The sequence below is a fragment of the Pseudomonas sp. NUPR-002 genome (assembly GCF_056322725.1).
The window spans coordinates 686,930-701,106 of sequence record NZ_CM150476.1; the positions used below are offsets into that span (position 1 = coordinate 686,930).

Genomic DNA, 14,177 nt, shown 5'->3' on the forward strand with positions numbered 1-14,177 from the left:
GTGAGTTTTGACACCAGTAGGGGCACCAGGCGCCCAGCAGCTAAGCAGCGCTTTACAGTCTGGCAGGACTGTCATAGGATGGTCGGATTTGCTTAGGTGAATCAGTGCGTTACGCTGGTTTTCGACGCCATCTCGGTAATACATGGATGACAATCAATGACTTCGCAGCGCACCATTGCATTCAGCTCGCGTCTGCGAGCTATTCGAAGTCGTCTTGGCTTTTTACATCTACGCCATCATCGCCATCCTTCGCGGCGAGGCCACTGGCTGTGGCGTCACTAAAACCCAGTGGCTTTTTTGTGAGGGCGGTGCTATCCCTCGCTCCGAATCAACCAGAAGTAAGAGCAAGCAACTTGTCATATCCCTGTGCGCCTTCTAGGGTAGTGAAAGAGCACAAGAATTGGTCTGATACTGGCAATAATTACGGAGCTGTTGAGACTCATCAGGTCGAGGAGCTTTTATGAGCACTTACATCGATCTACTTGTCGATATGCTCGGCTACTCCGGCGATGATGGTTTACTTCAAGGTCCTTCAGACTATGCCCGCGCAATTGGCAGTGCCCATGCATTGCACGCTGCTGCGGATGCGATCAAGTTGAAAGCCTGCTTCGGCGCATGGGAGCCAGGGTTTGGTGACCGACTCACTAGTCGATTTGTTCCCATTGTTTATCTTGCTCACGCGGATAGCATTGAGGAAGCACGGCGACACCATCGGTGGGTATGGAGCCAGGGTCTAGCGCCGTGGCTAATTATTGCGGTAGAAGAGCGCTTCATTATCTGCCCAGGCTTTGATTTTGCTCCTGAAGCCGACTGGGCAAGACTCGTAGTTTTTGCCGACTCCGATGACTTGAAGAAGGAGGAGGCAGGCTCAGTCTTCAAAGATTTTGTTGCTGTGCGCTTGCGATCATCACTGCAATGGCGAGATTTTAGGCTGCAGTCAGCAGGTACAGTGGACAAGCGCTTACTCCGAGCCTTGGAGCACCTGCATAAACGCTTAGCCTCTACGATAAAGGGTGGCGAGCTTCCCGCAGCGATCGTCAACCGGCTGATTGGGCGTGTCCTATATACGTTCCTTCTGTTGGATAGGAAGGTGGTACCAAGTGAATGGGCTCAAGGGTTAGTCGTAGACGATAGCTCGTTACACTTCACTCGACCGGCGATTTCTCTTGTTCAATTCTGGGCGCTGCAGGACAGGATTGACGATATCTTCAATGGCGCGGTTTTTTTACTGGATTCCAATCAGCGGCTCAAGATCCAGCAAGACCATCTTGATCTTGCGATCGATTATCTGCGCGGGGGAACAACGCTGCACGAAGGGGGGGAGCAGACTGAACTCTTCGAAATAGATCTCACAGCGATCCAGATCGAGACACTGTCGGCTGTTTACGAAGAGTTTCTAAGGAGTGAGAGTCCGACCAGCGTACGCAACGATGGTGTTGTCTATACGCCACCTTTTCTTGTGGACTTTGTCATCAATCGACTTAGCGATGAGTGTGAATTTTCAAAAGCCTCTCGTGTTCTGGACCCAACTGCGGGATCCGGTGTCTTCCTCGTGGCTGCCTTCCGGCGGATCGTTGAGCACGTTCTTGTCGAGCATCGTCTGCAGCGCCTTCCCATGGAGGAGTTGCGTCAAATCCTGGTGGAGTGCATTTACGGAGTCGAGAAGGCAGCATCTGCAGCGGCAGTTGCTGCTTTCAGCCTTTATTTGAATCTCCTTGAGTACGCTGACCCAGCCGAGTTGCAGGCCATTGTCACTGAGAGGAGGCGCCCGAAGGTCTTCCCTTCTCTCATCGGTAAGAACATCTTAGTGGCTGACTTCTTTAGTGCGCCGAGACATTTCGAAGGGATCGAGTTCACCTGTGTGGCGGGCAACCCACCCTGGAAACCACTAGAGCGAGTCACAACCTACAAGATCGTCAGCGATGATCCGGTTGATGGTCAGGAAGCATCTGAATATATAACGTGGATGAGTTTAAGGCGCTACCTGAAAGCGGGTGGCGTGCTTGGCCTTGTCATGCCGTCGAAATCGATTTCAAGTCCTTCCGCGAAGACATTCATAACGGGATTAGGGCAGGAATTTCATGTTCGGGCCATCGTCAATTTATCGCAATGGCGCCGACATCTTTTCGAGAATGCTGAGCAGCCCGCTGCTTTGCTGTTCGTCTCTGCGCGTACAATTACATATTCCAGCCGCACTGCATTCTATTCGCCTGCAATGTGGACTCAACCTTTCACTCCCAAGGCGATGTGGACGTTGGCGATCGATTGTTCCGACGTACAATGGATGCCCAGTATTCTTGTCTTTCGAGATAGGGAGCATGTCTTTGAGGCGTATGCTCTTCGTCCGCTGGATCGTGCCGCGAAGAACAGGTTGCGACAAGCCGTGTCACGAGGAGCAGCGACTACATTTGGTGAGCTACTGGTGCAATTGGGACTGGTGTCTGCGGGAGGTAGTACGCCGGCAAGAACTCTTTTACGCGCCGATGAGATCTGCAGTATTAGCGATTTTGCCAAATATGGTGACGGGTTTAGTGTACTAGCCAGCCATCCTAAGCAGTTGTCCGAGCAGCGGCTCGAGGACTGCAGTATGCAGCACCGTAAAAAGTTTCAGGGCGAGAGACTGCTAGTCTCACGAAGCTTAGCCCAGGCCTTGTCGGTAGACTTTCCTCTTGCGGTTAATTCTTCAATGAACGTGATCCACTGGAAGGACAACCCAACTCACTTGACGCCCGCTAAACGCGCGGCCGTGCTGTCTAAGTTGGGACGCTTTTTGATGGGCGACTTTGCCCGTTTTCAATTCGCACTGTTCGGCCAGCTGTGGCAGGTGGACCGCACTCGCGTTGAGAGACGTGACTTAGATGGAATTGTGGTGCCTCGACCGGAATATTTTCTGCAGCCTGAGGATTATACCTCGGATACGCCTGATCTTTTGGCGGCGATGCAAGTTGAGGATGTCGCTGCTGCCATGCAAGATTACCTCGACATGCGCCTTCAATTCGAAAATGGTCTCACTCCTACCAATGCAAACGAGCGCATTGACAAGGTGCCGGGCGACTATCTGGAGGTGCTAAGTACTTCCTTGAGCAGCAGTTTTGGCGCACTCTTCCAGGGCTGCGATGCGAGTTACATTAGCGATTCTTCAATACGAATCGTTATTGACATGACTGACCCGCTGCCGAAGTCGCCGGTGACCCACTTAGCTGCGTTTCAGTTTTATGACTCAGCGCATGTCATGTGGATTGAAGGTGAGCGGCAAATAGTAGTCGACAAGCCAGCCGGGCGTCTTAATTTCTCGCTTGACCGTGCATACGGCGATGCACTGCGAATTGCGAACCTTCTCTTGGCTGCTCAATGACATCCTCCGAAAATTTTTCAGTGAAGCTCAAACAGTCCTTGGTCGAAGCGGGCATCAACCCGTATCGTGCATTAGCAGTAGCAACTTTCGTTACCCAATGCTATGACCTTCTCCTGACTGCACATCACGCTTTGGTGCAGCCTGCTAGGTGGAGCCAATTCTGCGCGACACGAGGAGCCACAACAAGAAGAAGGCGCGTAACCGCAGCGCCAGCAAACATCTCGGAAACAGCTATCACAGCCCATCTCTCAAGCGAGGCTCAGCGGCTCCTACAAGAGCGTGGAGGAGTAGGAGCGCTGGTTCCGGGAATCAGTATTGCTTGTGTAATCGCTGATCATACGGCTCCCAGTGACATTGCTACTGGGTCGAGTTCTAAGCGTCCAGATCTTGTGTTTTTCCCTGCTGATCCAGCGCTGCAGCTCCAATTTGCTATGGAGGCCAAGATCATTCGTTTGGCAGCGGACATAGCAAATGAACTGCTTGGTGAGGCGGGCTACGGGTGTTTTGTTCGTAGTATCGATCCGTATGAAACTAATGGTGTGGTTGGTCTGCTGGGCTACGTGGAGCCGGCGCAATCCATTGCCATGATGGGCGAAACTGAACGTTGTATGAAGGCAGATGCCCGCTTCAGGCAAGTGAAGGCGCAGGAATTGATCGTGAGCGAAAGGGGGCTCAACCATCGGCCTCATACTGTAGTCGGCCACATAGCCGGTGCTGGGCCAAAGGTGTGTATCGCCAACATGCTTGCGGTCGAACTCACAGCACAGTAATCATTGAGCTACCAGTTGGAGCGACCGAAGCGTAAGCCGCCTAAGACTGACCCGTGTGAGCTACCGCTCCGATGATGGGCCTCGGCCCACCATCGGAGCGGTGCATCGAGCTGGTGGCATCAGTCGATCATCAGCCAGGGCCGCAGTTCCTTGAGGTTTTTCACCACGATCTGCTGCGCCTCGGGGCTGGTCGCTAGGTTACGCGGGTCGATGTGGAAGCGCTGCAGCACGTATTTCACCAAGGCCTTACGGCTCGGCACCACCAGTTGTTCGTGCTGCATGCCGAAGTCGGCTTCTATGATGGCCTTCTGCGCCTCGTTCAGTCGCCCGTCGGGCTCGAAGATGACCGGCACTTCGGAGTTCCATTCCTCGTCTAGCTCCCGTGTGTTCGGCGACTCGTCGAGCAGGTCCGGCTGCCCGCGCAGGCGGCTGAGCACGAAGTCGCGGTACTGGCCGTTCTTTTCGCAGTAGGCCCGCACATGCCAACGCATGCCGGTGTAGACCAGCGTGTGAGGGGCGATGAGGCGAATCTCTACGTTCGGGGTATTGAACGACACGTACTCGGTTTCCAGGCGCAGGCCTTCGCGGCAAGCCTTGAGCAAGGGGCGCAGGATCTCCGGCCGAATGGGGCGATCCGGTACTTCCAACACTTTGGTGTGCGCATAGGCCAGTGCCAGCCCGTCGATGTGTGGGGCACGCTCATTGTTCTGATAGAGCAGGTGCAAATAGGCACTGGCACTGTCGTCGATGAACAGTGGCTTGAACTGCTTGCTCGGCACATACCCTTTGAGCTGCTTGTCATATGTCAAGTTTTTGGGCGCATGCTCGCTGATGTAGGTATTGATGTCCTTGGACGCCTGCTGGCGGCTGATGCCAAAGCTCTGCATCAAGTGCCCCGTGGTCAGTCTGCCTTCCCACCAGGCAACGGTCTCGATCAAACGATAGCGAAGTGCCAGGTCCCAGCGTACCTGTTCAATGGATTGCTTGCGTTTCATACCCTCTCCATGTGCACGAATACTTTACCTGTATAAGTCTACATTCTAGACCTGTCGTTAATCACTACATATCGTGTATCTGCCTTAGAAATAAATTGAAGTCACGAAAGGAAGTGGACATGACTATGTCTGAAGCGGTTTCGACAGGGGCGTTGGTGTTGATCGGGGTGGTCCTGACGGTGCTCCTAATGCAGTACCTGAGGTTGCGAGAAATCTGGCACATGGCGCTTGCCTGCCGCAAGGACGCACGTTGGGCGCGGATCTGGGAGATGGAAAACCGGGAGCTACGTTCGGCACTGCGTGCTGAGAAAGCGCACATCGAGCAGTTGCAAAGCAAGCTGGTGATTTTGCAGAACCTGATCTCTGCAGAGCGATAAGGGAAGTGCATGAACAGACTTGAACGGATCAAAGGCTGCCTGCTGGGTGGTGCTATCGGAGACGCGCTGGCGCCCCCGTGGAGTTTCTTGAGTGGCCTGCCATCGAAGCCAAGTTCGGTCCGCAGGGCATCATTGATTTTGCCCCGGCTTACGGCAACACCGGCGCCATCAGCGACGAAACGCAGATGATGCTGTTCACCGCAGAAGGTTTGCTGCGCGCTTTTGTGCTTGGCAGTTTACGGCAGGCGTGCCATGTCCCGAGCATTGTTCACCAAGCGTTGCTGCGCTGGCTGATGACCCAGGATTACCCCTCTGCGATACCGATCGTCACAGATGGCTGGTTGATCAAGCAAGTCGAGCTCTGGTCTCGTCGCTCCCCAGGCACAACTTGCCTGAATGCACTAAAGGCCAGCGCGCGGTTGGGAGCGGTTGCCGAAAACAACAGCAAGGGCTGCGGCGCCTTGGTACGTGTTGCGCCCTGTGCATTCTTTGCCAATGCATTTGACTACGCGGCGCAGTCTGGGCGCCTGACGCACGGGCATCCGACGGGCTACCTGGCGGCAGGGCTATTCGCCGACATTCTTCAGCGTGTTGTCGAAAGACAAGACAGCCTGGAACACGCGGTAACTCAAAGCTTGGCCAAATATGGGCAAGTACCTGGTATGGAAGAAACGCGCAGCCTCATCGAGCGCGTGCTGTTTTTCTACTACGAGGGCTATTCACCCACCCCGCAACGCATTGGCGACCTTGGCGGTGGGTGGGTTGCCGAGCAGGCGCTGGCGATTGGACTGTGGTGTGCGCTGACAGCACGATCACTCGAAGAAGGGGTGATCACGGCGGTGAATCACAGTGGCGATAGCAACAGCACAGGGCTTGTCGCCGGGCACTTGTTGGGTGCCCAGTATGGTGCTGCTGCCATTCCTTCCCGCTGGTTCGAACGCCTGGAACTGCGCCAGGTGATCGTGCAGGTAGCCGAGGATCTTGAGCGTGTTCCACGTGATTACTGCGGGGTTGGTGGCGCGTTCGACGAGCAGATCGAATTGGCTTATCCGGGCAGTTGAATGCACCGATGGCAATACATCAGCGAAGAAACCAAGGAGCTTTAGAATGCCCATCAAACCCAGGCCCTTCACCTTTGAATGTGAAGGATGCGGTTGGACAAAGACAGTGGCACCGCAAAGTGATGCGCTGATGCCCGGCGAGTGGTTTGACCAGTGCCCGAGTTGCGGGAGCAAGGCACTGAAGATGCGCACCGCAGGGTGGCTTGAAGGGGCGTTGGCGGAGTTGCTGGCGCGGCGGCGATTTTGAGTGCACAGGCCAGGGTTCAGCGCCCTGGCCAGCAACGGCCTGCCAGCAGGCAGGCCTGGGTTAGTAACACGCTGTGTGCCGGCGTTTACCGGCGTATTCGAGTGCGAAGGAAGCCATCAGACTCGACAGAGGTTCTGGTACGAACGAGTTCGCAAACCTCCAGGGCTTTTCGAGCGGCCAGCTTGAGCGTTCGACGAAGGCCTTCGCATTCATCAACGAGTTTTTCCAGCCCGGAAGAATCGAACATTTGCTCAGAGATGGGGAATGCTCGATCAATTCTGTCAAACAGCGCCGTTCCGCCTATTTCCAGCGCATCGAGCTTGAACGCATTGAACTCGCCCTTGCGGCCTTCCAGTTGCGCAATATCGGCCTGGATGGCCTGCTTGTAGGCATCGAATACGGTATCGAGCTTGCTGTTAACCTTGCCGACTACATCCACTTTACGGTTGATCGAGCGCAGGAACTGCTCGAACGTCAGGCCTCTGGAGGGGTAGTCTTTCTTGCGCGTGGACGAATAGGCGCACATGCCGGCGTACTCGATACCCGCGAAGCTCAGGTCGTCGGCTACTTGCTCCATGATCTCAAGAATATCGTCCTGAGACTTCACATCCGCCTTGTTCAACACGATATACAGCGACTCTGCGCGGAACGGCGTGGACTCGATGAACTCGATGTCGGACTGGTCGATGGTCCCGGCCGGGTCAAGGCCGATGACCCAGACCAGCGCCGAGGCCTGATTGACCAGGGAGGCTGCAGTGCTACGGTCGGAGGCCGCGGCCCCACCCGTGGTACCCGGGTTGTAGCCGGGCGTATCGATGATGCACAGGTTGCCGAACAGCTCCGGGTCCATGGGAACTTTGACGCTGATGAAAGGCAGTATGCGCCGCAGGTCGAAGCCGAAGGCCTGAACATATTCGTGGCACATCGATGCGTACAGGCTGGGCTCAAGGTCGATGGCTCCGCCGTTGTACGAATAGCCCTTGATCCGGGTTTCTTCGGAACACACCACGTAGCTGGGCACCACGGTCACCGGATTGATGCCGGTCGCCAATTTCACGCTCGGGTTGCGGATGAAGCTGTTGACGAACGCCGATTTGCCGCTGCTGAAACCACCCGCAATGCTCAGGATGGTTTTGCCCGCAATGCTCGGGAAGTTGTTCAGCATCTGCATCTCGGCGAGGATCGCCTGCATGTCGAGCACGGCTTGGGCTTCACCGGCCAACGACGATTCCCGGCTGGCGAACTCCATGTAATCGTGGTTGATCAGGTCGGCGAATTTGGCCAGTTCTTCATTACCGGGAGGTTGCTGGGCCAGGACTTTGCTCACCAGAGAAAATTTCTCGGTGAGCGACAGGTGCTGCTTGTTGATGTCAGCGTAGTTGTCCTCCAGATGCTGCTGGGAGGCTTTCAATTGTTCGGTCAGGCTTTCCAGAAGGTCGACGTTCTGCTCCGTGGAAAGCAACTGGTTCTTATGTTCCTCCAGGTACGTCTCCAGCTCGGCAATTTGCGCCAGCGCCTGTGCCTTGCGTTCCTCCAGCTCGGCAGCATTGGCTCGTTCTGCCTGCAACTGGGCTGTTAGCGCTTCATTGTCCGACTCCAGCGAGTCGATCTGTACAGCCTGCCCGGTGCACTGTTCGGCCAACTGCTGTTTGGCGTCGTTCAGTGCTTCGATCTGCTGTTGAGCGTCCGAGAGGGTGTGCCCAAGTTCAGCGATACGCTGTTCTTTTTCCGCCAGCGCCTGCTTGCGATCTGCCAGTTGCTCTTGAAGGGTGGTGATCTCGGCAAGCGCCTGGTCCTTGCGTGCTTCCAGCTCTGTCGTATTGGCCTGTTCGGCCTGCAACTGGTCGCTGAGCGCCTCCTTGCGCGACTCCAGCGTGCGGATCTGCTCAGTCTGTTCGGCGCACTGCTCGCTCAACCGCTGTTTGACGTTGTTCAGTGCTTCGATCTGCTGTCGAGTATCGGCCAGGGTGTCCTGGAGTTCCTGAATGCACCGCTCTTTGTCGACAAGCTGCTGCCTGTGATCGGCAAGGTGCTCTTCGAGCCCGGCGATCTGGGCCAAGGCCTGAGCCTGCCGCTCTTCCAGATCCTTGGCGTACGCCTTGGCCTGAGTGAGTGCGAGCATAGCCTTCTGGAGCTTGCCCTTCTCCTGCGCCAAAGCTTCGGAGGTCGAGGCCAAATTGGCTGTTTCAAACTGCAACGCATCGACGAGCGAGCCGTTGCGCGACTTCAGCTCGCCGATTTCGTCGTTCTGGCCTGCGCACAACGCGGACAATTGCTGATTGGTGCTGAACAACGTGTCGAGCTGGCACTGGGCATCATCGAGGTGGCCCTGAAGCTCAGCTGCCAGCTTCTTGCGTTTGAACTGCCAGAAGCGGGACAGCGACTCCAGCGTCGAGCGTGCCTGTTCATGAATGGCTGGCGGGTTGCTCACAGGGTGACCTCTTCGGCCTTGCGTGCCAGGCGTTCAAGCCGGTCAATGGTTTGAGCCGCGTTGTCGACCTGATCCTTGAGCACATTGATACGGCGTTGAATCTCATCGACGAAGGAGTTAGAGATGGTGGAAGGCGCGTTGCGTTCAACATCGTTGATGAACGAACTGATCTTGCTTTTGACCTTGCTACCCAACGAGCCGATGAAGTCATCGGCGGCATCCTTGAAGCGTTCGGCCTCGTAGCCCTTGAGCGTGCCGTTGCTTTTCAGGGTGTCAGGCAACGGAATGCCCAAATCAAAGTCATCGTCAGGAATCGATTGAATGATCGAAAGAATCGCGAGCTTGATCATTTGCGCATTGGCATCCTGTTCAAGCACCTCACGGATCTTCGGCGTGAGGGTCCGGGCCAGTTCTTCGTTCAACCCGCGATGAGAGCTTTCCACCTTGGCGCCCAGCTCATCCTGGATGTCGTTCATGAACTCGTTGATGGTGGAGATGACCTGGCTACTGATGATCTTGGCGCGGACGACCGTTTTCTCGGTAGTGCCGCCGCCCCAAAGCTTGCGGGCAAACCAGCTGCCAACCCCAGGGTTGTCGACGACAATGGTTTCACTGAAAGAGCCTTCCGCGTCTTTGACAGTGGACTGCGTCTCGCGAAGCAATTGTGCAGCTGACTTGCGCATCTCGTCACGCAACTTCTGGCGGTAGTCGGCCATGGTGTATTTGAAGCTGACATCCAGTTCCAGCGAGAGATCCAGTCGCTTCGATTCCAGCGAAGCCAGTTGTTCGTCCAGCTGATCGACGTTGGCGTTCTTGATCTGGATGACCTGGTTGCGTGCCAGGGTGATGATCAGCGCCTTGAATGCCTCAAGGTTCTTTTGTTTGCGAACCATCAGGTTGGCGATTTTTTCCCGTGTGATCTCCGCTTTCTTCTCGCGCACCTGGGCAAGCATGGCGTTGATCGCATCAATGTTTGCCAGGCTGTCCAGGCTGCTCAACGACAGTACCTGGTTGTCGCGGGTGAAGTAATCCGGGTAATCAGTGGACAGGTTGTCCCACGTCACCTGCTCGTTCGAGTCCCAGGTTTCGGGTGAGTCGAAGCGGCGGTTGAGGCTGTGACACAAGCCGGAGCTGTGCAGCAGGTTACGGTGCACCGAACCGATCAGGTTGTCGAACACCGAGCCCACTTCCGGGCTGCTCAACTTGAGGTCGGTGAGGGTGCTCTGCGCCCGTGCCGACAGCTGGGCACGGATGGCTTCCACGGCATCGCTCAAGCGTGCACGTTTTTCGCTGCCGTACAGTTGTGTGTCGATCTGGCTGGCCACCAGTACCAGTTCCTGAATGCCTTCCTTCTGGGTAATACGCCCCATCACCTCAAGGTCTTGCTCATTGAGGAACTGGCCGGCCGGGCTGACGATGAACACCACGTCGCAGGTTTTCAGCAATTCGACCGTGCGCTCTTCGCGCGACTGGACCGGATCGTTCATGCCGGGGGTATCGATGATGCAGATATCGCGTAGTGCCTCCAGCGGCATGGCGACATGAACCGTCTTGGTGAACGGCATGTATGTGCCATCGGCACCGACATAGTTGTGAAGGCCAGCAGCCAGCTCTTTCGGGTTACCTGCCTGAATCTCGCTGTGCAAGTGCAGCTTGGCCGCATCGAGCCCTGACTTCTTCATGCGCTGGAACTGGTCGTATGCCGCGAACAAGCCTTCTTCGCGCTGCAGTTCGTTCAAGGCTTTTTTATCGGCCATGATCGTCAGCTGCGCCATATCGAGGGGCGCGCCATTGGCTTGGGCGTTACGACGCTTCACCAGCTCTTCCAGGCATTCGCGCTTGCGCGTGGCCAGGCGTTGCTCGAACTGGTCCGATTTGAAGCGGATCGCGGCGATGTCCGTTTCGCTGTAGAACTCAACCTTGGCCTGGAACACTTCGCCCCAGGTAATGGTGGTCAGTGCAGCGGTCATGGGAGTTGCGGCCTTGGGCAGGATCGGCTCGCCATTAAAGATCAGCGCATTGAGCAGCGATGACTTTCCGGCTTTCACGCGACCAACAATACCGATGTTCATCAGCCGGTTCTGGTCCTGCAGCGTCTGGCACGCTTGCGCGAGCTGTTGCGGTTGGTCGATGCCGTTCAGCCGCTTGAACTGCTCGATTTCGCGCTCAAACAGGTCCTGGTTGCTTGCTGCCAGCGTGTGCAGGCTTTCGCTAAAAGCGACGAGTGATTGGTAATCCATTAGGTCGTTCGCCTTACTTGTAGAGGTGTTCGTTTGCAGCGGCTTTTACTGCGGTGGCGAGGTTTTCCAGCACAGCCGTCTTCTCGCTGATCTGCGCTTCAAGCTGCAGGCTTTCCTGTGCAATTGAGTCGATCACATGCTTTTGCTTGGTGATCTGCTCTTCGAAACCGTCGCTGATCTTCTTCAGCATGGCGTTGAGTTGCTCGTCGATGATTGCTGGAATTTTCCCGCGCAGTTCCGCCTTGATGTTGGGGAACACTTCACCGGTCAGCTTCTGGCGAAACTTCTCGCGCTCGTTACCGCCACCGTTAAACATCTTGAGAATTTCGGGCAAGAAGATGATCACCAGCTCTACCAGCGGATTGACCACGGTGGTGGTGACAGCGAGCACGGTAGAGAGGCTGCGGTAGAGCATGACGCCGCTGCTCTTGTCTTCCTCGGCCCGATTGCTCAGGCGTGTCGACCAGTCGCTGAGCATTTCCGTGGTGCGCTCCAGCGAGAATTTGACCTTGTTGGAAAGTTCCTCGCTCCAGTTGCCGCTGATGTCCAGCACGGACATCTGGCTGCTGGTGGCGCTGAGGTTGCTGGCAATCCGGTCGACCATGTTGGTGGAGATGTCCTGCACTTCAGATTTGATCGTGCTGGACAGGCTGCTGCGGATGATGTCGGAGAGTGCATTCGACAGGGCACTCGGGTTCTTGCTGCTGCCCAAGGTGACCAGCTCGTCGAGGGAGTCATTAAGCGCGTTGTCCAGGCCGCGCAGGCTACGGTCGAGCATTTTTCCCGAGTAGCGATCTTTCAGGTCCGACTCGACGTCTTTGCGTTGCTCCAGCAGCTTGGCCAGGGCCTGCTCGAGTGCGCGTGCGGTTTGCTCGCTCTCGGCCTTGTCCTTTTTCAGCATGCTCAGCGCCAGGTTGATCTGCGCCAGTACTTCGAAATTCTGGTCCTTGAGGATGTCGATGAACAGGCGCGAGAACAGAACGTCAGGCTGCAATGCGGTCAGTGCATTTGTCAGTTCCTCGCCACCCCGGTTGCCGAGAGTGATGCTGCGGTAGTGTTCGCCGAAATACACCCCGAGCTGGTCGTCAATGTAGGCCTGCACGTCTTCCACCTGGTCGGCGGCGCGCAGGTTGCATTTGCTCAGCAGGAAGGTGAAATCGGTGTTGTAGGTTTTTAGCTCATCGAGTTTGCGTAGCATCGACTGCGTAATGTTGCCGTCCTCGATACTGGTCAGCACCACGAAGTGCACACCGCGTGGCAGGTAGTACGCAATGGCCTTGTTGTGGTTTTCCAGCGATGAGCCAAAGCCAGGCATGTCGACCAGCACCAGAGGTGCAATGGCTTTCAGCGCCTCGCTGTCCAGGTAAAGGCGCAAGTGCGAAAATTCGCTGGAACGACGATTGATGGTACTCAGCGCTTCAACAGGCAAACGTTCTTGCACACCGTCGGGTTTGATCGCCAGCAGATAAGGCTCGGAGGAATAACGCAGCTCGGTCGCCAGTTCAGTTTCTGGCGCAATTCCGACCGGCAAGATGTCCTTGCCCATCAGCGCGTTCAACAGCGAGCTCTTACCGGCACTGAAGGCCCCGATCACGGGCACCACAAGCTCGGTCTCCATCACTTTTGCAAGCAATGACTGATCGAATGAAAACGCCTGGCCATTGAGCAGCGACTGCATTTTCTTCAAATAAGTGGCGAACTCTTTCTGGCTTTCGAGCATGGTGATATTCCTTTAAGTGTTGATGGTCTGCGCGAAGACACGGCATAGGGTGCACAGAGGCTTATGCGCTGGGATATTCAAGTAACCGCTGGTCTTTTGTCATCGTTCGAGAAGGGGGCCTGCCCGAGAAGGTTACAACCGCAGTTGCCTCATTCGGGGCGCGTCCAGTGCCGTTCACGAGGTCGATGCGTCACTGCTTGGCGTCGGGGTCCTGTTCCAAAAGCATTGAGTGCAATTGAAGGGGAGGGGCAAAGGCATGCACACGTCCTTGTCTGTAGGGTGTTGATCGCGCATGCCCTGTAAATAACGGCATACCGCTTCCCGGATGAGATGGCATTGGGTGAAACCTATAGATCGGCACGATCTGTATCGCCTGCATGATGGCACTTTGACTTGGCAGCGTAAACTGTCAACAAAACGCCCATATCCCAGGGTTTTCTTCAGATGCAATGCGTATTTTCAAGGCCTAGCGCGGCGGTATATGTTTTAAAGTGTTACCTGTATATTTAATCAGTGCTCAGGCGCTGTACGTGTAACTGCTAGCGGTAGGGGTAGAACGAAAGCAGGCCAAGCTATTTTCTCGCCAGTAAGGATTTGGCGACGGCTCCATTTTTCTGGTGGCGGCCTATTGATACTATGCTGGTCGAGTTTTTGATGACGGATCTCGCTTGGCTATCCAGCGAACTGGCAGGAGCAGCAGTGAATGGTTGCGGTTATTGGTATTGTCGTCGCGTTGATCGGCTTTGCGATGATGTCTCGTCCTTTCAGAATTGGTTTCGCCCTCTATTTGGCCTTTCTGGCTTACTACATCTACCTGTATGGCGGTAATGTGCGTCCATCGATTACGGGAGAACGCTCGAAAACTCGCATGGTTGGTGCCTGCCTGATAGTTTCCCGAGGTTGCGTCTGGGCAGCCCACAATGCTCCCGCGTACCACGCCGGCACTCCGGCCCGGCTGCTGGCTGAATAGAAAGAACAACG

General features: G+C 55.7%; 10 protein-coding genes. 6 read left to right on the top strand and 4 right to left on the bottom strand.

Annotated features, from left to right (window positions below; all coding sequences use genetic code 11):
- The first annotated feature begins 460 nt into the window (after positions 1–460).
- Entirely contained in the window at positions 461–3,355 is a 2,895-nt protein-coding gene (locus ACVWSC_RS03245; RefSeq protein WP_442112017.1) for an N-6 DNA methylase, read from the top strand.
- Entirely contained in the window at positions 3,352–4,125 is a 774-nt protein-coding gene (locus tag ACVWSC_RS03250; protein ID WP_442112018.1) for a hypothetical protein, read from the top strand. The genes ACVWSC_RS03245 and ACVWSC_RS03250 overlap by 4 nt, the downstream gene beginning before the upstream one ends.
- Positions 4,126–4,244: 119 nt before the next feature.
- On the opposite strand, the gene ACVWSC_RS03255 is transcribed toward ACVWSC_RS03250, so the two are convergent.
- Complete coding sequence (locus tag ACVWSC_RS03255) at positions 4,245–5,120, bottom strand: BrxR family helix-turn-helix transcriptional regulator (protein WP_442112019.1); 876 nt, start codon at positions 5,118–5,120, stop codon at positions 4,245–4,247.
- Positions 5,121–5,239: 119 nt separating this feature from the next.
- Here ACVWSC_RS03255 and ACVWSC_RS03260 point away from each other — a divergent pair, with 119 nt between their 5' ends.
- From ACVWSC_RS03260 to ACVWSC_RS03270, 3 genes are all read left to right on the top strand, one after another.
- Positions 5,240–5,497, top strand: a complete 258-nt coding sequence (locus ACVWSC_RS03260; RefSeq protein ID WP_442112020.1) for a hypothetical protein — start codon at positions 5,240–5,242, stop codon at positions 5,495–5,497.
- A gap of 77 nt (positions 5,498–5,574) precedes the next feature.
- Entirely contained in the window at positions 5,575–6,558 is a 984-nt protein-coding gene (locus ACVWSC_RS03265) for an ADP-ribosylglycohydrolase family protein (RefSeq protein ID WP_442112021.1), read from the top strand.
- Positions 6,559–6,604: 46 nt separating this feature from the next.
- On the top strand, positions 6,605–6,805 hold the full coding sequence (locus tag ACVWSC_RS03270; RefSeq protein ID WP_442112022.1) for a hypothetical protein: 201 nt from the start codon (positions 6,605–6,607) through the stop codon (positions 6,803–6,805).
- Positions 6,806–6,890: 85 nt separating this feature from the next.
- Here ACVWSC_RS03270 and ACVWSC_RS03275 read toward each other — a convergent pair whose 3' ends face one another.
- From ACVWSC_RS03275 to ACVWSC_RS03285, 3 genes are read right to left on the bottom strand one after another with little or no spacing between them, the layout of a single operon-like run.
- On the bottom strand, positions 6,891–9,236 hold the full coding sequence (locus tag ACVWSC_RS03275) for a dynamin family protein (protein WP_442112023.1): 2,346 nt from the start codon (positions 9,234–9,236) through the stop codon (positions 6,891–6,893).
- Positions 9,233–11,476 (bottom strand): dynamin family protein, encoded by a 2,244-nt coding sequence (locus ACVWSC_RS03280; protein ID WP_442112024.1) that lies wholly within the window; start codon positions 11,474–11,476, stop codon positions 9,233–9,235. The genes ACVWSC_RS03275 and ACVWSC_RS03280 overlap by 4 nt, the downstream gene beginning before the upstream one ends.
- A 13-nt stretch (positions 11,477–11,489) precedes the next feature.
- A complete protein-coding gene (locus tag ACVWSC_RS03285; RefSeq protein ID WP_442112025.1) occupies positions 11,490–13,196 on the bottom strand; it encodes a dynamin family protein in 1,707 nt (568 codons plus the stop codon).
- 703 nt (positions 13,197–13,899) lie between these two features.
- On the opposite strand from ACVWSC_RS03285, the gene ACVWSC_RS03290 reads away from it, so the two are divergent.
- On the top strand, positions 13,900–14,166 hold the full coding sequence (locus ACVWSC_RS03290) for a hypothetical protein (RefSeq protein ID WP_442112026.1): 267 nt from the start codon (positions 13,900–13,902) through the stop codon (positions 14,164–14,166).
- Positions 14,167–14,177 lie beyond the last annotated feature (11 nt).

Coding starts and splice junctions, on each gene's coding strand:
- ACVWSC_RS03260 (WP_442112020.1), top strand. CDS start 5,240: ATGACTATGTCTGAAGCGGTTTCGACAGGGGCGTTGGTGTTGATCGGG.
- ACVWSC_RS03250 (WP_442112018.1), top strand. CDS start 3,352: ATGACATCCTCCGAAAATTTTTCAGTGAAGCTCAAACAGTCCTTGGTC.
- ACVWSC_RS03290 (WP_442112026.1), top strand. CDS start 13,900: ATGGTTGCGGTTATTGGTATTGTCGTCGCGTTGATCGGCTTTGCGATG.
- ACVWSC_RS03280 (WP_442112024.1), bottom strand. CDS start 11,476: ATGGATTACCAATCACTCGTCGCTTTTAGCGAAAGCCTGCACACGCTG.
- ACVWSC_RS03255 (WP_442112019.1), bottom strand. CDS start 5,120: ATGAAACGCAAGCAATCCATTGAACAGGTACGCTGGGACCTGGCACTT.
- ACVWSC_RS03270 (WP_442112022.1), top strand. CDS start 6,605: ATGCCCATCAAACCCAGGCCCTTCACCTTTGAATGTGAAGGATGCGGT.
- ACVWSC_RS03245 (WP_442112017.1), top strand. CDS start 461: ATGAGCACTTACATCGATCTACTTGTCGATATGCTCGGCTACTCCGGC.
- ACVWSC_RS03285 (WP_442112025.1), bottom strand. CDS start 13,196: ATGCTCGAAAGCCAGAAAGAGTTCGCCACTTATTTGAAGAAAATGCAG.